The organism is Mesorhizobium sp. dw_380 (assembly GCF_018588885.1).
Taxonomy (GTDB): domain Bacteria; phylum Pseudomonadota; class Alphaproteobacteria; order Rhizobiales; family Rhizobiaceae; genus Mesorhizobium.
This window is the reverse complement of record NZ_JAFFIW010000005.1, coordinates 163,622-184,961: the sequence shown is the minus strand read 5'-3', so window position 1 is coordinate 184,961 and position 21,340 is coordinate 163,622. Positions and strand designations below refer to the sequence as shown.

The window sequence follows — 21,340 nt, the reverse complement described above, 5'->3', positions numbered from 1 at the left end:
GCCGCTGCCTTTCTCGTCGTGATGAACTCGTGATTAATTGCCGGGATAAGCCGAGCCGGTACCCAAGAACCGCTTCGTCATCTCGCGGGCGGCTTCGTCTGACTGGGCCTTGCGGGCGGCATCCTCGGCCTCAGCTCGAAACTGCGTTGCGAGCAGCGTCTGGATCTGCATCTGCTGTTTTGTCGAAAGCGCCATCAGCTGGTTGGTGGCCTGGCTTGCCTGAAGCGCACCGGCCGCCCCTTGGCTGCGGTTGACGAGATCGGCGAGCAGATCGCCGTCGGCGCGGACGTTCTCGACGATTTGCGACTGGACACCCATGGTCTGGCGGAACGCCTGCATGGCGGTTTGCCAACGCTCCCGCGCAGCACTCGCCACATCGCTGACTTTGATCGTGGCGTCGTAGCTTTCCGGATATTGGCTGCGCCACTGGTCTTGAAGCTTGCCCAGATCAAAGCTGAGGCCACTCGCCTGGTCCATCAAGCCGTCGATGCGATGGAGTGAACCGGTGAGTTGGCCAACGGAAGAGAAATCCAGACGCTGAAGATTGCGCGCCATGTTCTGCAGCATGGTCGCCTGATTCTGCAGCGACTGGATCTGGTTGTTGATCTGCTCCAATGCGCGCGCGGCCGTCAGCACGTTCTGCGCATAATTGGACGGATCGAACACGATAAGGGCGTAGGCGGGCTGCACATAGTCGGCCATAGGCTTGGCGATCAGGGAAACGGTGATCAGGCCGGAGAGAAGGCGTCGCCGCATCATGAGAATTGCTCCTTGTCTGGTTGAGGGAATTGCTTGAGAAGTTCGCCGGCCCAATCGAGGCCGCGCGCGATCAGGAACTGCGAGGCAAAGCTGCCTTGCCCGTCTTCGGACATGATCCTGTCGATCAGAGTCTGCGTGGCCGGATCGGAAGCACCGCAAAGCGCAAGAGCGATGGGGCCAAGCTCGAGCTCGAACAGACGGTTGCCGCGGCGCGATTGCAGATAATACTGACGCTTCGGCGTGGCGCGGGCGATCAATTCGATCTGCCGCTCGCTTAAACCGAAGCGCTCGTAGGCTGTGCGCGCCTGGGGTTCCACGGCACGATCATTGGGAAGGAAAATGCGCTGCGGGCAGCTTTCGATGATTGCCGGCGCTATGCCAGAGCCCGCGATATCAGCCAGCGACTGCGTAGCGAAGACAACCGACACGTTCTTCTTTCGCAGCACCTTCAGCCATTCGCGGATGCGGGCGGCGAACAGCGGATTGTCGAGATAGACCCACGCCTCGTCGAGCATGATCAGCGTGGGCCGTCCGTCGAACCGTTCCTCAAGTCGCTGGAACAGATAGGTAAGCACCGGCAGCAAAGCGCCTTGGCTGTGCATTAACTCCTCGGTCTCGAAACACTGCACATCCGACAAGGCCAGCCCATCATGATCGGCATCGAGCAGGCGGCCGAAGGGACCGTCGAGCGTGTAGGGCATCAATGCGGTCTTCAGCGCATTGGATTGAAGCAGGACCGAAAGACCGGTCAGTGTGCGTTCCTGCGCCGGCGCGGTGGCAAGGCTGGCCAGCGCTGACCAAATAGCCTCCTTCACCTCCGGCGTGACGGTGACGTTCTCGTGGGCAACAAGGCTGGCGATCCATTCGGCCGCCCAGCTTCGGCTAGCCTGGTCGTTGATGCTGCGCAGTGGCTGAAAGGCAAGGGAACCGTCCGCTCCTAGCGCGTGGTGTTCTCCACCCATGGCAAGTGTTGCAGCACGGGCCGAATTGCCTTTGTCGAAGACATAAACCTGGGCGCCGGCATAGCGCCTGAACTGCAGAGCAATCAGAGCAAGCAGAACCGACTTGCCGGCGCCGGTCGGACCAACAACCAGCATGTGGCCGACATCTTCGACGTGGGTGGAAAGCCGAAACGGTGTCGACCCACTGGTCTCGGCAACGAAAAGCGGTGGCGCTTCGGTTTGGGTGACTTTCGCGAGATGCTCGTTTGTCGCAGGACCGGCCCAAACCGACGACAGCGGCATGAGATGGGCAAGGTTCAATGTATGAACGAGCGGTTGGCGAACGTTAGCGTAGACATGGCCAGGCAATGAGCCGAGCCAAGCCTCGACCGCATTGACGCCTTCTCGGATCGTGGTGAAGCCGAGCCCATTGATGATGCGCTCGACCGCGCGAAGCTTCTCTGCAGCGGCTTGGCGATCCTCGCCCCACACGGTCACGGTGGTGGTGAGATAGCCGAAACTCACATGATCACCGCCCAATGCCTGAAGGGCTTCGTCGGCATCGAGCGCCTTGTTGTCGGCATCGTTATCGACAAGCGGGACCGGCTCGTTGGTAATGACCTCGCGTAGGATTGCCACGATCGATTTGCGCTTGGCAAACCACTGCCGGCGCAATCGCGTCAGCGTCTTCGTGGCTTCCGTTTTCTCGAGCGGAATGAAGCGCGTCATCCAGCGATAGGCGAAATCCTGATGATTGAGGGTATCGAGGATTCCGGGCCGGGTGAGGTTCGGAAAGCCGAGGATGGTCAGTGTGCGAAGATGCTGCTCACCCAGCATCGGCTCCAGGCCACCGGTAAGCGGCGCATCGACCAGGATTGCATCCAGATATATCGGCGTTTCCGGGGCCATGATAGGATGGCGACGAGGCGAAATCGTGCCGTGGAGGTAGGTCAACGTCTGAGCATCATCGAGGACGCGTACTTCGGACATGAAACCCGAGAAGAGATCGAGCACGCGGTTGGTCTCGTCACGGAACCTCGCCAGATCCTGGCGCCAGTCTCTTTCTCCTCGGGAATAATGAGAGTCGACGAGCGCGCTTTCTGCGCGCGCCTGGGCGTCCGGCGGTGGCATAAACACCAAGGTCAGATGATAGCGGCTCTCGTAGTGCGCTACCTTCCCCTCGAAAGCAGCGCGGCGTTCTTCGTCGACCAGCCACGACGCGGCGTCAGGAAAATGCGAGTTCGGATAGCCCAGCGCTTCTGTGCGCTCGGCCTCAAAGAACAATGCCCAGCCAGAGCCAAGGCGTCTGAGAGCATTGTTCGCCCGGGCGCAAATGCCGACGAGTTCAGCCTCCGTCGCACTTTCGAGATCCGGGCCGCGGAACCGCAACGTCCGCTGAAAGCTGCCGTCCTTGTTGAGCACGATGCCGGGCGCCACCAAGGCAGCCCAGGGTAGATGGTCGGCAAGCCGGTCGGCTTTGCTTCGATATTCCGAAAGGTTCAGCATGCAAGCCACCCCTTCAGACGTAGGTGGCGCACAAGCACGCTGGCGAAGTCCGGATCGCGTCTTGCGGCAAACACCGCTAACGAGTGGCCTGCGATCCAAAGCACCAGACCAGCAATCCATTGCTGCAAGCCGAAGCCAATGGCCGCGGCCACTGTACCGTTGAGGATCGCCACCGCGCGCGGAGCCCCGCCGAGCAGGATCGGCTCGGTCAGCGCCCGGTGGACCGGTACTGCGAAGCCCTCGATATGCTGCTCCCCGGCGGCCATCAGACGAGCGCCCCACCACCGAAGGAGAAGAAGGAGAGGAAGAAGCTCGATGCCGCGAAGGCGATTGACAGACCGAAGACGATCTGAATCAGGCGCCGAAAACCACCGGCGGTGTCGCCGAAGGCAAGCGTCAGGCCGGTGGTGATAATGATGATCACCGCAACGATCTTGGCGACCGGTCCCTGCACGGACTCCAGGATCTGCTGCAGCGGCTGCTCCCACGGCATGCCGGAGCCGGCGGCATAAACCGGGGCCGTGTTAAGAAACGCGAGCGCTGTGGACGAAAGAAAGCGAAGCTTCTTGCGCATGAGGAAGGCCTTTCAAAGCTGCTGGAGTTGCGAAAGCGTGAGCGGGGCAACGGCGTAATCGCCGCTGCCGTCGAGACCGGTGACCTCGGCGATTGCGTCGATGTGGCGCGACGAGCCGCGTCCCGCTATGAAGACGATCAGATCTATCGCCTCAGCGATGAGCCGGCGGGGAACGGTGACCACCGCTTCCTGGGCGAGTTGCTCAATGCGATAGAGAGCCGAGCGCGCGGAATTGGCGTGTACGGTAGCGATGCCGCCTGGGTGCCCGGTGTTCCATGCCTTCAGCATGTCGAGCGCTTCCGCGCCCCTCACCTCGCCCACGATGATGCGGTCCGGCCTGAGCCTCAGCGTCGAGCGCACGAGATCGGCAAGGGTGACCGAGCCCCGCCTTGTTCTCAGGGCAACGCAGTCCCTGGCCGCGCACTGCAGTTCGCGTGTGTCCTCGATCAGGATCACCCGATCGTCGCATTCGGCGACTTCAGCAAGCAGAGCGTTGGCGAGTGTTGTCTTCCCCGAGGAAGTGCCGCCGGCGATCAGCATGTTGCGCCGCTCGCGGACGGCCTTTTTCAGCGCATCGGCCTGCAGCGGCAGCATGATGCGTTCGGCAACATAGTCGGCCAGGGTGTAGACTTTCGCGGCGGGCTTGCGGATGGCAAAACATGGCGCCAACACCACAGGTGGCAGCAGGCCTTCGAAGCGTTCGCCAGACGGCAATTCGGCACTGACGATCGGGTTGTCGGCGTGCGCCTCGGCGCGCACGTGCGAAGCAACCAGGCGGATGATACGTTCTGCCTCGGACGGGTGCATGTGAACGTCGGTATCGACCCGACCTTCGCCTAACCGGTCGAGTCGCAGCGCGCCGTCGGGATTGACCATCACCTCGATGACGGACGGATCGGCCAGGGCTTCGGTGATTGCCGGACCCATGGCGGTGCGCAGCATGACACGCCGCCGGTGGTCGGCCTCGGGATGAGAGCTCATCCTTCCCCTCCCCCACCATTGTCTTTGCTAAGCGACTTTTTGCCGGAAGCGATCTGGCGGCCGACCTTCTCAACGAATTTCTCGAAACGCTCTTGGGCAATAGCCTGCGTTGCCCGATCCGGGACCGGCGTGTGGGCGTGAAGGGTGATCGAAAAGCGGATGAAGAGCGCCAGGCTCTCCAGGATCACCTCGGAATCGCGCCTGACGTGGGCAAGATCGCGGGAGAGCCGGTCAAGCCTTACGCCGTAGCGCCGATCGAACTCGCTCTCGCCACGCCGCTCGATGAACGCCTCGATCGCCTTCGCCACGATCGCTGATTTGGTCGTTGACGGATCGCGACTGAGGTTGTCCAGTTTCTCGCTGAGCTCCGGCTCAAGCAGAAACTGATGGCGAATGCGGTGCGGCTTCATGCGGCTCGTTCCGACGGCCCGGCGTTGCGCCGGCGACGGGAGAAGCATCGGCCAGACGCTCAAAATTGCTTATGGCCGTTATCTACGCTGAGGTGCGCTCTGCAACTCAGCGGACTTCAGAAGCCGGGAATGACATCGTCGCCCCTGCCCTCGTTGATACCGTAGGCGCGGGCCGCAGTGGAAATCCGATCCATGACACGCTTGTCCGCGAGCGCTTCGCTGTCATCGTCTGCGGGCTTGTACAGATCGGCCTGATCGGGCTCTTGAGAGACAACAACGTCTTCTTCGGGCAGGCTTGGATGGCGTTGCTGCTGAACGCCTCCCTCGTCTTCAACTGGCGCGTCGGCGCTTTCCTCGTCCGCAGCAAGTCGGCTATCGACGCTGCACACTTGTCCAGTCCAGCCGTCCGGGCGTGATGCAGGGCAGTCCGCATAGGGTCCGTCGTGCAGCACCGGCGCAGGCAGCACCCGATCTGTGAAATTCTGATCCTGATAATAGCGCAGCTTCTTGGCGCGGATCGGCGGCAACCCAGAAACCAGGACCAATTCGTCTGACGGCGGCAATTGCATCACCTCGCCTGGCGTCAGGAGCGGGCGCGCGGTTTCCTGGCGGCTCACCATGACATGTGAAAGCCAGGGCGCAAGCCGATGGCCCGCATAGTTGCGCATCGACCTAAGTTCGGTTGCGGTGCCGAGGGCATCCGAGATGCGCTTGGCCGTGCGTTCGTCATTGGAGGAAAAGGCAATTCGCACGTGGCAATTGTCGAGAATAGCATTGTTCTCGCCATAGGCCTTTGAAACCTGGTTCAAAGATTGTGCGATCAGATAGGAGCGAATGCCATAACCTGCCATGAAGGCGAGCGCCGTTTCGAAGAAGTCGAGGCGACCGAGCGCCGGAAACTCGTCCAGCATCATGAGCAGCTGATGCTTACGGCTCTTCTTCGGGTCCCCCTCCAGACGCTCCGTCAACCGCCTGCCGATCTGGTTCAAGATCAGTCGCACCAAAGGCTTGGTGCGCGAGATATCCGAAGGCGGCACGACCAGATAGAGCGACAGCGGTCGCTCTCCATCCACTAGGTCAGCGATGCGCCAGTCGCAGGACGAAGTGGCCGCCGCGACCGTTGGATCACGATAAAGCCCAAGAAAGGACATGGCGGTCGAGAGGACGCCTGAGCGCTCGTTTTCCGACTTGTTCAGGAGTTCGCGAGCCGCCGAGGCCACTACGGGATGGACCTGAGGGTTATGCCCCGTCCCGAGATGGTTTGTCGTCATCATCCGCCGTAGCGTTGCGGCAAACGAGCGTTGCGGGTCCGACAGGAAGGTGGCGACGCGGGCTAGCGTCTTGTCCTCTTCAGCGTAGAGCACGTGCAAAATGGCGCCAACTAGGAGTGAATGGCTGGTCTTCTCCCAGTGGTTCCGTCGCTCCAGCGCGCCCTCGGGATCGACGAGGATGTCGGCGATGTTTTGAACGTCCCGGATCTCATCTGGGCCTTTGCGCACCTCCAGCAGCGGGTTGTAGCGTGCCGATCTCGGGTCGGTCGGATTGAACAGAAGGCAGTACGAGAATTTCGACCGCCAGCCGGAGGTCAACTGCCAATTTTCGCCTTTTATATCATGAATGATGGCAGACCCGGTCCAGGAAAGTAGCGTTGGAACAACCAGCCCCACGCCCTTGCCCGAACGCGTCGGCGCAAATGCCATGACGTGCTCCGGGCCGTCATGGCGCAGATAGCGATCGTTCAGCCTACCGAGGAAAACGCCCGCCGGCCGTAACAACCCTGCCGTCTCGACCTCATGAGTCGTGGCCCACCGTGAAGACCCATAGGTCGTAACCGACCCGCGCTGTCGCGCGCGCAAAAGCGAGCCTGCGATTGCGGCGGCACAGCCCAGGAATCCGCTGGCGCCTGCAAGCGTACCGGCTTTGTCGAAGACCTCCGGCGCATAAGCATCGAAGTGGAACCACCATTCAAACAGCTTCCACGGCTTGTAGATTGGCCAGCCGGCGAAGAGAAACCATGGTGCGCCGAGAGGCGTCTGGTAGGTCAGCATTTGAGCGCACCATTGGGTTGCCGTCCATACGCCGATAATGACAATTGCGCACACAACGGCGATCTGCCCGATCAGTAGCTTCGTAGGTGTCATCGGCTTGGCCCGCTGAACAACGCGACCTAGCATCGCGCGGTGCAGCCGGGACAGGAATGTTCCTCACATACGATTTGGGAGCAATGAACGACTTCCTACTATGCAGGTCGGTCAGCACGCGTGTTGCGCCTTCACGCGACACCATCCTCTCCATTCACCCTGAGGCCCGGCGCCGCCGACAGTTGCGTGACCGCTCCTCCGCAAAGTTATCTTCTGCGTTCAGGGAGCCAGGGCGCCTGGGCTGGCTGATGAACACCGTCCGCTCGCGCATGTGGGGTCGAATTGATTTGTGCCCAAGTGGAGGCAGGCTCATCATTCAACAGTTGCCGCAGTTCCCCTGGCTCGAACGCCATCATTGGTGGGGAGGCAGGCTCGTCTTCCAACAGTTGCCGCAGTTCCCCTGGCTCGAACGCCATCATCGATGGGGAAGCGGGTTCATCCTCCAACAGCTGCCGCAGTTCCCCTGGCTCGAACGCCATCATTGGTGGGGAGGCAGGCTCGTCTTCCAACAGTTGCCGCAGTTCCCCTGACTCGAACGCCATCATTGGTGGGGAGTCAGGCTCGTCTTCCAACAGTTGCCGCAGTTCCCCTGGCTCGAATGCCATCATCGGTGGGGAGGCGGGTTCATCCTCCAGCAGCTGCCGCGGCTCTTCCTCGTGCGGCAAGCGCCTCCTTAGCCGGTCTTGCAGCGCCTGCCGATCGGCAACGAGGTTGTCGAGGGGCAGCGGCTCGTGGTCTGGCCGCTGCCCTTTCACCAATCGTTCAACCAGCGCCCACGTGCCCTCCAGGACAAATACGCCGCAATCATAATGGTTCGTCTGTCTGGCCATGGGGGCTGGCGCCAAGGTAGCATTCAGCAGTCCTGCGAGCTGTTTTGCAGGCACGTCGTTATATCCCTCTCGCTGGAGGGAGTCGTAGTGATAGGCGAACCGCCTTTCGGGGTCGCGGCGATCAACGAGCAGCAGCGACCAATGGGTGCCGGGGCTAGTAGCCGTGCCATTATTCACTGGCAAGAACAGGAAGTCGGCTGTGGCGTTGTTTTGATTATAGATGGACTGCAATATGCCTCGAGCGTCTTGCGGCGACGTGTGTCGCAGTAGATGGGATACGGAAGGATCCACCAGCCGAGTCCGGGCAGCGAGCGCCGGATTGATCCCCTGCAGTTGCCGCTCCAGCAAATTGTAATCTCTCTGGACATGGGCGTCGCTCAGCCATTCGGCGGCGCCGAGCACCCGCCCCGTTGCAACGTTGGACGGGGCTGTCGGATCGAGCGCCCCGATCTGAGCCCCAGAGGAACTGGTCGTCAGTGTGGTCACATCAACCAGTGGAAGGCCGCGGTAGGTGCCTGGCAGCTTAGCGGTTGCTGGCGAGGCGGGTTGGGGAGCTCTTGCCGGTGCCGCTGGCCCAGCTTCAGCAGCGGCCCCAACGCGCCTGGTGACTGCGTCTGCCGGATGAGCAGCAAGGACAGTTTCGCGCCCGAGCACAATGCGCGGCAGGATATCCCGGAGGTGAGCCAATGCAGAACCGATACTTAGTCTATTACCATAGGAGACAGCCTTGAAGCTCTCAACATCTTTATCCAGCGATTTGTCGTGAATCCGAGCGGCAATCCCAGGCTTGTTATTTTGACGCAGATACTGGCTAAAATGTCTAAGAAAATTTGTATAGCCGCCCACGGTATCTGGATTCCGTCCGGTCGCAGGCGCTGCCAGGTACTCCTTGGTCGAAGCGGCTCTGTAATCTCTAATGAGCTCGGCATCGTCAGGATAGGGGATCACGAGAGGGCGACCCATAATCGGGGCTCCGCTTGTCGACTTCTTGAGGTAACGCAGTGCGCCAGCCACGGTGGAGGAACCACCCGTACTCTCATACTCTTTGAGATCCTGATCCAGCGACGAATGGTAAAGCCGAGCAGCAAACCCTGGCTTGTTGTTTTGAAGGAGCCACCGACTAAAGCCGAAAAGAGAATTTACATTGAAAGTGACCGTGTTCGCGCTGGCCTTACCCGCGTGGAATGCTGCCCTCAGCCCTTCGATAGCGGTCGCATCGTTGGAATAGACAGGACGCTTGTCGGAACCGTTGGGGACTACAATTGGACGATCCGGCTGCACTGTCGAGGGCATCGAACCACCAGCTCCGGGATGCGGTGCTGGGGTGGATTCGTGTTCATCCCTCTGCCTGACGAGCTGCGCCTCAGATTCCGGTGTAGCCACCTTATGAGGATCCTGCATCGGTTCGATCCCCTCCATCTCCTGCTGCAACCAAGCCAAAGCTTGGCGAGCGGCGGCTTCATCAACCGCGGAGGATGTCTCCACACCTCTGGCGGACGCCGGCAGAGCCTGCTCCGCCCGCCGTCGAAAGAGCTCTGGCGAGGCGGATTTCTCCGCCCACAATCTGGGCTGCGTAGCGAGTCCCCGTCCAGATTTATGTGGCACCGCCTCGCTTGGCAGCGGGCTGCTCCTGTCCCGTGCAGCTACCAGCCCCTCCGGGGCGCCCTGGTCGCCGTGGCGCCAGTTCAAGTGAGGGACGGCCTCTCCAAAGTCGGGTGCTTGGTGTTGGTGCGCGGTTGGGGCGAGAGACAATGGTAGATCGGTGCCCTCCTTATAACCTACCGGCAGGAGCTCCTCTGGCCAATCGAATCCCTGCTGTGGTGCGGTATGCTGAGCAGCGTCGCCACGGGGACGAGCCTCCATGCTGACCGCGTTTTCCAGATGACTCCCGAGTATAACGCGCGGCGGGTGCTTGCGGATATAAACCAGTGCAGATTCGATCGGAGCTCCACGAGTAGAGGAGGCGGCCTTGTAGCTCTCAACATCTTTATCCAGCGATTCATCGTAAATCCGGCCCGCAATCCCGAGCTTGTCATTTTGACGTAGGTAATGACTGAAATGGTTAAGAGCAGTTGCGTAGCCGCTCGCGGATCTGAAATGTCTAGTGAGCGCGGCGTCGTCAGGATGGGGGTTCAGGACAGCGCGACCCACAATCGGGGCGGCTCCGCCTATCGGCTTCATCAGTTGACGCAGTGCGCCAGCCACTGTGGAGGAACCACCCCTACTCTCGTACTCCTCGAGATCCTGGCTCAGCGACGGATGGTAAAGCCGAGCAGCAAACCCTGGCTTTTTGTTTTGAAAGAGCCAACGACTAAAGCCGAAAAGAGAATTTGCGCTGCGAGTGACCGTGTCCGGCCTGGCTTTACCCGCAAGGAGTGCAGACTTCAGCCCTTCGATGGCGGTGGCATCGTTGGAATAAACAGGACGCTTGTCGGCACCGTCGGGGGCCACAATTGGACGATCCGGCTGCACTGTCGAGGGCATCGACCCATCGAGATGCGGCGCTGGGGTGTATTCGTGCTCATCCCCCTGCATCGCGAGCTGCGCCTCCCGTTCCGATGTACCCACCTGATGGGCAGGGAGTTGCATCATCGCGCGAGCGCCTGAGTCACCAACCTGACCTGGTTGCCGCTCAGTCACAGCATGCTGCAGATTGCTTTGGATCCTCTGCCTCTTCGTTGGTCTCAACTCACCTTTGCCATGCGAGCCATTGACGAGGACATCCTCGCCTGGTGCACTCATCAACTCATCCGCCGCCTGCAATTCGCCCAAGTGCTGCTCAAAACCGGCTTGGCCGGCTTGTCCGCTTGCTCGTGCGGTACGGCGTGCTGCACCTGCAGCCAAGCTGCTACGATGAATGTCCAGTTTGTACGGGTGCACGCTAGCCTCACTTCCACAGATCACATGAGCAACCTACTCAGGCAAGCTTTCGAAAGGCTGACGAGGTCCGCCGCCGCGGAAGGCGAAGGCTGGTTTTCTGCTCAGCGGTTGACGGCCTAGCGTGTTGCGGCCGCGCCGGGTATCACGCCAATCAATCTGAATAGTCGATGCGTCAAACGAACCAGGATAGGATTTTCGTAGCGGGGCTGCTCTACTCACTCTTGTCCTGAGGTAGAATTCAACCATATCGCCGAGCAACTGGATGCCGATTGGATACCCGATCCGGAAAGCTTCAGCTCATATGTGACGCGAGGATGAGAATCGTGGCAGCTCCAGACCGACGGGCTGCCACCCACAGCGGCGATGACCGACGAGGGTCTTCTATTGCCAAGGTAATCGTCCGTTCGGGGACCTATGTGTTCCTATGCTCGTCGAGCGGATCGGGTGGGCCGCACCGCCGTAGCGTTACGGCGAGCGGAAGCGGCGTTGGGTGCGGCTTTTCCCCTGAACGCTTCACACCAGGCTGATAGGGGATCTTGCAATCGCACACACGCGGTCTGCAGGCGTGCCTATCAAGCAGTTTGCTCAGACCAACGTCGCGGCGAGCCTATCCTCAATACGCAGCGCAAGTCCTAGACTCCACGATCGTCCTTCGGTGCAGATTTGCTCGCGCCTCGCCCTGATTACAGCCGATAAGGCGAGCTAACAATTGCAAGAGCCACAAGCTACTCCAGCTCGATCGGTTTGCTGTTCCAGTCGGGCGGGGTCTGACCGAGAATGTTGCGAACGAAGAAGTCTAGGAGTTTGCGCTCGGTGTAGGTGCCTAGAGTATGGTGATTGGCACCAGGAACGTAGACCATGTCAAAATCTTTTCCTGCCTTGATGAGTCGATCGGCAAGCTGGAACGAGCAAAACGGATCGACATTATCATCCATTTCGCCGACCGCGATCATCAGCTTGCCCTGCAGCCTGTGAGCATTGTCAACGGCGGAGGATTGCGAATATTCAATGCCGACCGGCCACCCCATCCACAGTTCATTCCACCAGGTCTTGTCTATCCTGTTGTCGAAGCAGCCGTTTTTGGCGACGGCGACCTTGTAGAAATCGGGGTGAAAGAGCAGCGCGCTGACTGCACTCTGGCCGCCGGCGGATGCGCCAAAAATGCCGACGTTGGATATGTCGTACCATGGATATTGCGCGGCCGCCGCCTTGTGCCACAGAATGCGATCGGGAAATCCTGCGTCCTTCAGATTCTTCCAAGCAACATCATGGAAGGCGCGGGAGCGGTTGTTGGTGCCCATGCCGTCGATCTGAGCAACGACGAAGCCCAGCTGCGTGAGCGGCTCTGTCCACCGCGAGAAGGATTTTGGGACGAAGGAGCCGTGGGGTCCAGCATAGATATTCTCCACAACCGGGTATTTCTTCGTCGGGTCGAAGTTGGAGGTGGAGCACGCCCCAGATGTCAGTTTTGCCGTCGCGCCCCTTGGAATGGAAACTGAGCGGCGGCTGCCAGCCTGCGGCGACGAGCTCGGAAATGTCGGCCGTCTCGATCTGCTGGAGCTTGGCATTGTCGCTGGCGCGGTAGAGTGCCATGCGCGGGGGCAGATCGATGCGTGACCAGAGATCGACATAATAGCGCCTGTCAGGCGAGAACTCGATATGGTGGTTGGCCGGTTCGGGCGTCAGTGCAGTCAGTCCCTTGCCGTCAAAGCCGATGCGGTAAGCATGGACCCAATAGGGGTCCTCCTGCGAGTTCATCCCGCTCGCCTCGAACCAGATCTGACGCTTCACCGGATCGACATGGTTGACCCTCCGGACGACCCACTCACCTCGGGTGATCTGGTTTTCGAGCGCGCCTGTCCGGCCGTTGAAAAGATACAAATGCTCATACCCGTCGCGCTCTGATGCCCAGATGATCTCCTTCCCGTCATCGACATCGTAACGGAAGATTTTTCCGGCATCCTCCTGGCCATGCCCCAGCGGCAAATAATCCACGAATGTCTCGCTGGTCTCATCGATCAGGGAGCGCCCGCGGCCCGAGGCGGCGTCTACCTCGACCAAGCGATAGAGCTGATGCCCGCGCTGGTTATATTCGAAAGTGAAGCCGCGGCTGTCCGCCCACCACCGGAGAGGGGAAAGTTCGAAGACGTTCGAGAAGAGGGCACCGTCAATCACGATCTGGCGCCGGCCGGCAATGTCGAACAGGACTGGCTGGGGCAGCGGAAGGACATCGCCCGGCCTGGGATAGAATATTGTTGAATATTCCCGCTCCAACTGGTCCGTCGATGAATTGAGGTAGCGGACCTCTCGCCTATAGCCGGGGCGAACAAGGTAAGCGGCGAGGTGGCGCGAGTCCGGCGACCAGCTCAGCGTCGAAAAGACGTAGCAATTGCCTTCGGCTCCGTCCCGGCTCAGAGGAACATCCTGCAATCCGTCCTCGCTGCGCAGGAAAACGTTGCAGTTCTTGATATAGGCGATCCATTTGCCGTCGGGCGACGCGTTGCTCTTGTCGGGGTTGTTCTCCGCTGGCGGCGTGTAGCGGTGGCTGAGCTCCCTACGGTCCCCTTTCCTTGCATCGAATGTGGTGCTGGTACAGTCATAGCTTGCAAGGTCGCAGCTCCACCGGGTGTCTTCAATCTGGAAGTCGAGCCTGCGACCATCCTCACTCAGTTCGAAACGGTCGAACGGAAGATTGCCGGCTTGATAGCTCTCATGGCTCACCTTGTTTAGCGCTGCCGCCAGACGCGCCTGATCGAAAGCGGGCCGCTTGAAACCCGTGGCAGCATCGACCTGCATGAACTGCTGCTCGCCGTGGCTAGTCCGGCGGTAGACGAAGGCTTCACCCCCGGTCAGCCAGAAAGGCATTTTGGGGACATTGACAGTGAGCCCGCCATATCGATCGTTGATCGTAAGTGCGCGCTTGAAATCGGCCGGCGCTAGCGTCGGGTGTAAACTTTTCGAACCCTTGGCCAGCGTCTGAGTTGCCGATCGCCATGCCGCGCGCGTCAAAGCGCCGATCCTGGACATACCTGTTCACTTCTTTCGGTTTTCGGAATGCTAATTTTGAAGTTGGGTTCTCGTCGCCGGTCTGCAGCAGCGCCGAGCGTCGCCTTGGAGGAGAGCCAGCACGCGGGTGCAGCCAGGCACGCGCAACAGGGGCGCTCCTTGGACATCCAGGCACTGGTTCGGGTGCCGATTGAAGAGTTGGCGTCCGTCGCCGAAACAACCAGGAAAGAGCGTCCATGCAGCCCTGACGCGACTATTTCCCCGCGAGTATGGCCGCTTGCTTTTCTGCATCATCTGAAAGGTCCTGCTCTAGTCGGGCCGGATGTCACCCCGGCAGATTGTGCTATTTCGACAATCTCCGAGCGATTGCCGCCGGCCCATGACGAGGTTTACCGATAGGGCGCAATATGCGTGCCAAAGGAAAAGCGGTTTAATACACGGCAATCCGCCTATGTCGCATCCCCAACATCGTCGCACACCGGACAATGCCGGACGATATTGTCCCGGGGCGTCAAATTGGTTTGATGGTGACCCAACAACTGGCGGATGACGATCTCGAAATGCGCGACAACGGCCTCGGTGGACACTGTCGCCGCGCCCAGCACGCTGGCCGCCTGCCCGGCGATGTCCGCGCCCAGGCGGATGGCCTTGGCCACGTCGACGCCATCGCGGATCCCGCCCGACGCGATCAGCTTCACCGTTGGCAGCGCCCGACGCACCGCCTGCACGCTGGTCAGGGTGGGAATCCCCCAATTGGCGAATGACATCGCCACTGCACGGTCGGCGGCATTGCGGGCGCGCTCGCCCTCCACTGCGGCCCAACTGGTGCCGCCGGCGCCGGCGACATCGATTACCGCCACGCCCGCCTCGACGAGCGCACAGGCCACCGAGGCGGACAGGCCGCCCCCACTTCCTTGGCCACGATCGGCACGCCCACGATGCGCGCGGCGCCAGCGATCAGCGCCAGGACGCCGCGCCAGTCGCGGTCGCCCTCCCGGCTGTACCGCTTCCTGCAGCGGATTGAGATGGACGATGAGCCCATCGGCCTCCAGCGCGTCCACCGCGCGACGCGCCAGGTCCAGGCCGTCGGCCTCCCGCAGTTGCGCGGCGCCGATATTGGCCAGCAAGGGAATGTCTGGCGCCAGGCGGCGCAGCGCGCGCGTTAGCCCCTGGGAGTTACGGGATTGCAGGCTCACACGCTGCGAACCGCACATGGCGATCTGCAAGGCTTGCGCTGCCTCGCTCAAATGCCGGTTGATGGCCTCGGCCCGTGGCATGCCGCCGGCCATAGAGCTGATCAGCAGCGGCGCGCGCATAGCCTTGCCCAGCAGCGAGGCGCGCAGGTCGATCTGCGTCAGGTCCAACTCGGGCAGTGCGCAGTGTTCGAAATGGATGTACTCCCAGCCAGCGGCCACCGTGGCCGGCGCCGTTCGCCGATCCAGCACCAGCGAAGCGCGCAGCTGAGCGCAGCCCTCGAATCCGGAGAGAACGCACGGTACGCCGTGCCCCAGCGCCTGCTCCACGGCGGCGAGCTGCTCCGGCGCGATCAGGCCAACGTCGTTGCAATCGTCTAGCCAGAACAGCAGCGCCAGTTCGCGATAGAACGCCACGATCAGCGTTTTTTCGGGCGCTGGTGTCGCGCAGGCTCGGGTGAATGCGTTGCAGGATTGGGGGACGCGTGACGCAGTCAAAGCTCCCCTTGCCAAGCACGGAGCAGGCGAGTGAGAGAGCAGATGAATAGGCGTGTCGCCAATATTTTCGCATTGCTCTAATCGATTATAGTTGTGAGGAGCAATTTGAGACCATTTACTTGCGGCTCAAGTCACCCATAAAAGAAGGCAAGCACCGATTCGGTAGCTTATCCCCTGTCTTTCGCGTACTCGCGGCCGTGGCGCCGGGTGAACGATTGAAGACCGCCGGTCTCACTCGCAGGTGGGCGCCAGGGCGTGGGACGGTTGGCAAGCCACAGGAGTAGGACAATGTCGAAGGATTCGGGTAAGGGCGATAATCACGGCGGCGGGCCGGGCAAGATCGAGATCACGATGGTGGTGAACGGCCAGCCCACGCAGGTCGAAGCCAATCCCAACCAGCCGCTTCACGTCATTCGTACCAAAGCCCTTGAGAACACGCAGAATGTCGCCCAACCAGCCGAGAATTGGGAATTGAAGGATGAGGCCGGCAACTTGCTCGACGTCGACAAGAAGCTTGGCGATTTCGGTTTCCCGAATACTGTGACCCTGTTCCTCAGCCTGAAGGCGGGCGTCGCAGGTGCCTAAACCCCAAAGTGTGGATCCGGAGGTCTCCCGAGCGAAGTTTGATCGGGAGATCGGCCGGTTCCGGCCATATGCTGATGTCTATCGGGCTCAGGGCTGCTTCTTGATCGAGGCGACCTTTCCGCGCGCTTTCTTCATTTTCGCAAGCCTCAAGTTAAAACCACGGGTGATCAGCGCAGCGAGCGAGGTCGACTTCACCGACTACGACTTAAGACCACCGTCCGTGGTCTTCGTCGATCCGTTTACGCGTCATCCGATTGCCCGGAAAGATCTATACCTGAAAATGCTTAGACGTCCGCCGCTGCCCGGAACGCCGCCGGAGATGATAGGAGCTCTCATCCAGCAGAACGCCGTGCCGCTGACGGACTTCATCCAGGCCAACAGTCCCGAGGACGAACCATTCCTGTGCATGGCGGGCGTCCGGGAATACCACGACAATCCAGCCCATTCAGGTGATCCATGGCTACTTCATCGGGGTTCTGGCGAAGGCTGTTTGGCCTTCATCCTGGACAAGATCATCAAGTACGGAATCATTCCTATAGAGCAGTTGCAGATTCAACTCCCACCGGCAATCGTAGGAATGGTGGTATCCCCTCAGGCGATACAAGAATGACTGGTTTGAGAGATGTAACGATCGTGACTCTCCCGCGCGGCTGCATCTCGACCACGCATGGGCATCTGCGCTCAGTTGGTCGCGAAGGCAATGAGGGGATGGCGCTCTGGGTCGGCGTTCAGCAAGACCGGCACTTTGCCGTAACAGAGACGGTTATCCCGGCGCAGCGTCACATTCGGACAAACGATGGCGTTTGCGTGATCGTTGCGGCCGAAGAACTGCACCGGCTCAATGTCTGGCTCTACAAAAGCGGCCTGAAACTCTTGGCCCAGATTCACAGCCATCCGGGCCGCGCCTACCATTCGACGACGGACGACGCTTATGCGGTTGCTACCACGGTTGGGTGTCTGTCGCTGGTAGTGCCGAATTTCGCCCGCGAGCCTTTCGATTTTGCTCGGGTCGCCGCCTATCGGCTTGACGAAAAGGCCAAATGGAATGCGCTCCCTCCCGCGGCACTGTCGCGAATGATCATGATATCGAGTTGAACAATGGCATTCGCTAACTTCATCGATCGTGCCGCCACGGCGGCATCTCAGGTCCTGGCCGATTTTCATCTGGGAGACTTCAAAGCAGCTCTTGAAAAGCAGGTCGTGGCAGTCGCCTTCGACCATCAGGCCGCTTCCTGCGCCGAAGGCCAGGCGACACTAGATCTTGCGGTGAGATTGCTCGCTAGGCTCTACCCGGTTCTGGCGATACTCCCGCTGGACAGCGCGGCGAGCTCTCAAGCCCAAGCGCTGGAGCGCTTGGCAAAGTCGATCAATCCAAAAGTCGGCATCCGGCGTTCCGGCAAGTCTGCCACCGTCTGCGTCGTTGCAGGGGTAACGCGCCCATCACTCCGGTGCCCGATCTTTTTCGTGGGATCGGACGGTTGGGCGGCAAAGCTGTCGCGTACGGACCCGGTGGGCTCTGGCCCAAGTCTGCTGCCTTTTGGAGCTGGCGCCGCCAGTTGCTTCGGCGCCGCCAACGTCTTTCGAACTATCTTCGCCGCCCAGTTGACCGGCGCCGAGTTGGACGAAACCATCGACCTCTCGCTATGCAGCTACGACAAGACCAAAGCCGGGGAGGCTGGCCCGATCGACTTCCCAGTCGACCTTGGCGAAACCCACCTCGTTGGGCTCGGTGCGATAGGCCATGGCTCGCTTTGGGCGCTAGCGAGACAACCCGATCTCAAGGGTCGTCTGCATGTAATCGATCACGAAGCGATCGAACTCTCAAACCTGCAGCGCTACGCATTGGCCGGCCAGGCGGAGATTGGTATGTCCAAGGCGGTTCTTGCAGCCACCGCCCTTAGATCGACTGGCCTTGAGGTCGAGGCGCACCCTCTGACGTGGGCAGAATATGTTGCGCGCCGGGGCAATTGGGTCTTAGACCAAGTGGGTGTGGCGCTTGACACCGCCGCCGACCGTCTGGCTGTCCAAGGTGCACTGCCGCGATGGATCGCAAACGCTTGGACGCAGGAGCACGATCTCGGTATCTCCCGGCATGGTTTCGATGACGGCCAGGCTTGCCTTTGTTGCATGTACCTGCCATCCGGAAAATCCAAGGACGAGCACCAGCTGATTGCCGAGGAACTCGGAATACCGGAAGCACACGAGCAGGTGAAAACGCTCCTGCAGACAAATGCCGGAGTTCCCAACGACTTTGTAGTTCGCGTGGCTACAGCGATGGCTGTGCCGTTTGAACCGCTAGCCCCGTTTGTCGGCCAGCCCCTGCGCTCCTTTTATCAGCAGGCTATCTGCGGCGGTCTGGTGTTCCAGCTTAGCGAAGGAAGTCGCCGCGTTCGAACTGTGGTTCCGATGGCCTTTCAGTCGGTGCTTGCCGGGATTATGCTTGCCGCGGATTTGGTCAAGCATAGTGCGGGGTTTCCCATGAGCCCGACGACGAGCACTCGGGTGAATCTTCTGCGCCCCCTTGGCTCTCACTTGCACGATCCGAAGGCCAAGGACTCCAGCGGCCGCTGCATCTGTAGCGACGACGATTTCATTGCCGCTTACAGGCGCAAATACGGAGCGCGTTGATCAGGTAAGCGATGTCTCGGCCGCCTAAGCAGACGCGCACCTCTCCGTAGACGCAGGGGGCGCGGCTTGTGGGCGTGACCATGGGCGCCATTATGACACGCTTGGCCCGCTCCTTTGCCGGCCTATCGTCCTCCGCGCATGATCCCGTGCCGACGTGATGATCCAGCACCAGCCGCCATGGCACCAGAGGCTGGTCAAACCTCCGTTGTTGGCCGGTTTGGACAGTGCTGCATCAGGTCTCGACCGACGTCTCGACAGTCAGGGCTGCTTCGACGGGTGTGAAGATGTCAACATCGACCCCAGGCGCCCGAATCGTCACAATCAGGGCGTACCGAGCCAGAGCGTCGACGCGTTCCAGGTAAGGCTTCTCCTTCCACCAGCCCCCGACCGGGAACACGCCGATCGCGTCACGCTCGGCGAGATCGGCGGCGCTGCCCGACCAGAAATCGGCGTGCAACGAGCCGCGATCGCGGAAGGTGCCGAGCAGCCACTCTTCTCCGCCTCCAGCAGGCGCCCCTTCCTCCTCGTCCCGAGCGGCCTGATTGATGCGGGCTCGGAATTCGTCGACTGTCTCGGTCGCTGACTTTACTCTGAACCGAAGACCATGGGACGCGTAACGATGCCGGCGGGTCCATCCGCGTTCACCGGGGTTGGGTTCGATGAAATAGGACAGCGTGACGCGGAGCTCGACCTGGGCAGCGCCGAGCGCCGCGAGCTGCTCCTTCGGCCAAGGCAGGCGATGCAGCTTCATGTCACGCGTTTTGGCAGCCGCGCCGCCCTCGCGCTGGAAAGGCTGAAGCTCATCTTCAACGATAAGCGTGAGGTCGTTCACCGTTGACAGAAGCGCGCGCCCAAGATCTGGCACGCCGTAACCATAGCGCCGCACGAGCGCCTGGATCTCGCCCTTCGCTCCGTTGCACGCATCGATGCGTGCGCGCATCGCCGGAGTCCATTCGGCCGAGTGGACGATCAGGGCGCGAACCGATTCAGGCCACAGCTCGGGGCGCGCTGATAGAATTAGTCCCGCCATCCGTGCGGCATGGGCCGTTGCCGCGCTCGTATCTCCGAGGGTGGTGGAGTGGCGCAGTTCGGGTCGACAGAAAGTGGTCAATATCTGCAGATCGTCGATCGGCTCGCCGGGCAACACACCGTCATGGGCGAGATTGCCGCCTTCGAAGACGACCTCGGGCTTCACCGGCCACTGCCTGTCCCAAACGACCGAAGTGCGACTGCGCGGCGAGAGCTCGCCGACCGGCGCGATCGGAGCGTAGCCCGAAAAGTCGGTGTCAATGATATCGACCTTTTCTGTGAAAGCGCCGACCGTCAGCGCATTCCAGGCCTGAGAAGGATCATCGACTGCTTCCAGATCGTTGCGCGTCAAATGCTCGGCCGGCATGAGGTCATCGCCGATGTTGCCGGCAGAGAGAACGATCAAGCGTCGCTGTTCCTCTTCGAAACAGAGTTGGTCGATAGCGGCAGACCACGATGTGGGCCTTCCACGCGCCGGACTGGCGCTTGTCACAGCCATTGCGATCGCGCGGCGGCGCTCCGGCGCCTGCACCTCGGCGCGGGCGATCGCTTCCGCGGTGATCGCGCCATAGAGTTCTGGATCGTTTGCCTCGTCTTCTGGCGGAAGGATACGAACACTCTCCAGCCGAAAGGGCAATGGAACTGGATCGCCTCCGACCAGGAGCGGGACCAGATCACCGTACAGGCCGACACCTGCCATTCGCGTCCCGTGGCCGCTCCACGCAGGTGTGTCGTCGCTGCCCCATGCCGGTTTGACGGTGTGCCAGTCTTCAACGGCAAGTGCGGGTTCGATCAACGGGTGGGTGCGACGCACGCCGCTGTCGAGAATGCAGACCGCAATATCGGATTGAGGCGGTCTGACGCGCCCGAGAAGCTCGTCGCTCCAGTCCCTTTGCTCCGCGCCGCCAAGGCCCAGGAAGAAGGACGGCGTATCCTTCGCGCGCCGCAGCTCGGCGACGACATCGCTGTGCGCAATCATGCGGTCGAGCATTGCCGTGCTGGCGAGGGCCAGCATGACCACCCGCTCCGGAAACCTGACCGCATGCGTGCGCAAAGTGATGTTCAGGGCTTCGGCAATGTGCTCGAAGTTCTCGCGGCGACCGTCGCGCAGCCAGACTTCCCACCACACCTGCTCGTCAGCGGCCTGGGGGAAGAGGTCGTCGTGGTCGGTAAACAACGATCGTGCAGTCGCCAGCCTGACTGTCTCCATGCGGGAGACGAGCGGCTCGTTGCGCGGTCTGCCGCGGTCAGTATCAACGTCTCGATACGCCTCGACTTTCCGCAAATAATAGGCTTGCGCGCTTTGCGGCAGGAACACCGACGCTGTGATGGCGAAGGTGGATATGGGCGCGGTCGCGCGGAAAATCGTCTGCCATTAT

General features: G+C 60.9%; 13 protein-coding genes and 2 pseudogenes. 4 read left to right on the top strand and 11 right to left on the bottom strand.

What is annotated here, in order from left to right; genetic code table 11:
* Positions 1 to 33 precede the first annotated feature (33 nt).
* The 10 genes and pseudogenes from trbJ to fni all read right to left on the bottom strand — a co-directional run.
* Complete coding sequence (gene trbJ, locus JT360_RS07035) at positions 34 to 759, bottom strand: P-type conjugative transfer protein TrbJ (protein WP_024502854.1); 726 nt, start codon at positions 757 to 759, stop codon at positions 34 to 36.
* Complete coding sequence (trbE, locus tag JT360_RS07030) at positions 756 to 3,206, bottom strand: conjugal transfer protein TrbE (RefSeq protein ID WP_126057782.1); 2,451 nt, start codon at positions 3,204 to 3,206, stop codon at positions 756 to 758. The genes trbJ and trbE overlap by 4 nt, the downstream gene beginning before the upstream one ends.
* Positions 3,200 to 3,472 (bottom strand): VirB3 family type IV secretion system protein, encoded by a 273-nt coding sequence (locus JT360_RS07025; protein WP_024502852.1) that lies wholly within the window; start codon positions 3,470 to 3,472, stop codon positions 3,200 to 3,202. The genes trbE and JT360_RS07025 overlap by 7 nt, the downstream gene beginning before the upstream one ends.
* Complete coding sequence (locus JT360_RS07020; RefSeq protein WP_126057781.1) at positions 3,472 to 3,780, bottom strand: TrbC/VirB2 family type IV secretion system protein; 309 nt, start codon at positions 3,778 to 3,780, stop codon at positions 3,472 to 3,474. The genes JT360_RS07025 and JT360_RS07020 overlap by 1 nt, the downstream gene beginning before the upstream one ends.
* 12 nt (positions 3,781 to 3,792) lie before the next feature.
* Positions 3,793 to 4,761, bottom strand: coding sequence for a P-type conjugative transfer ATPase TrbB (gene trbB, locus JT360_RS07015; protein WP_024502850.1), 969 nt, complete (start codon positions 4,759 to 4,761; stop codon positions 3,793 to 3,795).
* Complete coding sequence (locus tag JT360_RS07010) at positions 4,758 to 5,171, bottom strand: YlcI/YnfO family protein (protein ID WP_095488561.1); 414 nt, start codon at positions 5,169 to 5,171, stop codon at positions 4,758 to 4,760. Before JT360_RS07010 ends, trbB begins: the two co-directional genes overlap by 4 nt.
* A 116-nt stretch (positions 5,172 to 5,287) precedes the next feature.
* Complete coding sequence (locus tag JT360_RS07005) at positions 5,288 to 7,312, bottom strand: conjugal transfer protein TraG (RefSeq protein ID WP_024502848.1); 2,025 nt, start codon at positions 7,310 to 7,312, stop codon at positions 5,288 to 5,290.
* Between the two features lie 206 nt (positions 7,313 to 7,518).
* Positions 7,519 to 10,914: a Ulp1 family isopeptidase gene (locus JT360_RS07000; protein WP_250888653.1), complete on the bottom strand. Its 3,396-nt coding sequence runs from the start codon at positions 10,912 to 10,914 to the stop codon at positions 7,519 to 7,521.
* 833 nt (positions 10,915 to 11,747) lie between these two features.
* A pseudogene (locus tag JT360_RS06995) lies at positions 11,748 to 14,049 on the bottom strand (S9 family peptidase).
* Positions 14,050 to 14,564: 515 nt separating this feature from the next.
* Positions 14,565 to 15,488 (bottom strand): annotated as a pseudogene (gene fni, locus JT360_RS06990) (type 2 isopentenyl-diphosphate Delta-isomerase); the annotation flags it as partial.
* A 519-nt stretch (positions 15,489 to 16,007) separates the two neighbouring features.
* Between fni and JT360_RS06980 the strand changes: the two are divergent.
* The 4 genes from JT360_RS06980 to JT360_RS06965 all read left to right on the top strand — a co-directional run bounded on the left by JT360_RS06980 (position 16,008) and on the right by JT360_RS06965 (position 18,932).
* Entirely contained in the window at positions 16,008 to 16,304 is a 297-nt protein-coding gene (locus tag JT360_RS06980; protein WP_126057779.1) for a DUF2604 domain-containing protein, read from the top strand.
* Positions 16,297 to 16,914: a putative metal-binding protein gene (locus JT360_RS06975; protein ID WP_126057778.1), complete on the top strand. Its 618-nt coding sequence runs from the start codon at positions 16,297 to 16,299 to the stop codon at positions 16,912 to 16,914. The genes JT360_RS06980 and JT360_RS06975 overlap by 8 nt, the downstream gene beginning before the upstream one ends.
* A gap of 98 nt (positions 16,915 to 17,012) precedes the next feature.
* Entirely contained in the window at positions 17,013 to 17,399 is a 387-nt protein-coding gene (locus tag JT360_RS06970) for a Mov34/MPN/PAD-1 family protein (protein ID WP_245454736.1), read from the top strand.
* A gap of 3 nt (positions 17,400 to 17,402) precedes the next feature.
* Entirely contained in the window at positions 17,403 to 18,932 is a 1,530-nt protein-coding gene (locus JT360_RS06965; protein ID WP_127320520.1) for an E2 ligase fold family C protein, read from the top strand.
* Positions 18,933 to 19,164: 232 nt separating this feature from the next.
* Here JT360_RS06965 and JT360_RS06960 read toward each other — a convergent pair whose 3' ends face one another.
* On the bottom strand, positions 19,165 to 21,279 hold the full coding sequence (locus JT360_RS06960; RefSeq protein WP_245463521.1) for a S8 family peptidase: 2,115 nt from the start codon (positions 21,277 to 21,279) through the stop codon (positions 19,165 to 19,167).
* Positions 21,280 to 21,340: the final 61 nt, after the last annotated feature.

Bases quoted from the DNA above. Each gene is read 5' to 3' on its own strand.
- trbJ (WP_024502854.1), bottom strand. From the start codon at position 759: ATGATGCGGCGACGCCTTCTCTCCGGCCTGATCACCGTTTCCCTGATC.
- trbE (WP_126057782.1), bottom strand. From the start codon at position 3,206: ATGCTGAACCTTTCGGAATATCGAAGCAAAGCCGACCGGCTTGCCGAC.
- JT360_RS07025 (WP_024502852.1), bottom strand. From the start codon at position 3,472: ATGGCCGCCGGGGAGCAGCATATCGAGGGCTTCGCAGTACCGGTCCAC.
- JT360_RS07020 (WP_126057781.1), bottom strand. From the start codon at position 3,780: ATGCGCAAGAAGCTTCGCTTTCTTTCGTCCACAGCGCTCGCGTTTCTT.
- trbB (WP_024502850.1), bottom strand. From the start codon at position 4,761: ATGAGCTCTCATCCCGAGGCCGACCACCGGCGGCGTGTCATGCTGCGC.
- JT360_RS07010 (WP_095488561.1), bottom strand. From the start codon at position 5,171: ATGAAGCCGCACCGCATTCGCCATCAGTTTCTGCTTGAGCCGGAGCTC.
- JT360_RS07005 (WP_024502848.1), bottom strand. From the start codon at position 7,312: ATGACACCTACGAAGCTACTGATCGGGCAGATCGCCGTTGTGTGCGCA.
- JT360_RS06980 (WP_126057779.1), top strand. From the start codon at position 16,008: ATGTCGAAGGATTCGGGTAAGGGCGATAATCACGGCGGCGGGCCGGGC.
- JT360_RS06970 (WP_245454736.1), top strand. From the start codon at position 17,013: ATGGCGCTCTGGGTCGGCGTTCAGCAAGACCGGCACTTTGCCGTAACA.
- JT360_RS06965 (WP_127320520.1), top strand. From the start codon at position 17,403: ATGGCATTCGCTAACTTCATCGATCGTGCCGCCACGGCGGCATCTCAG.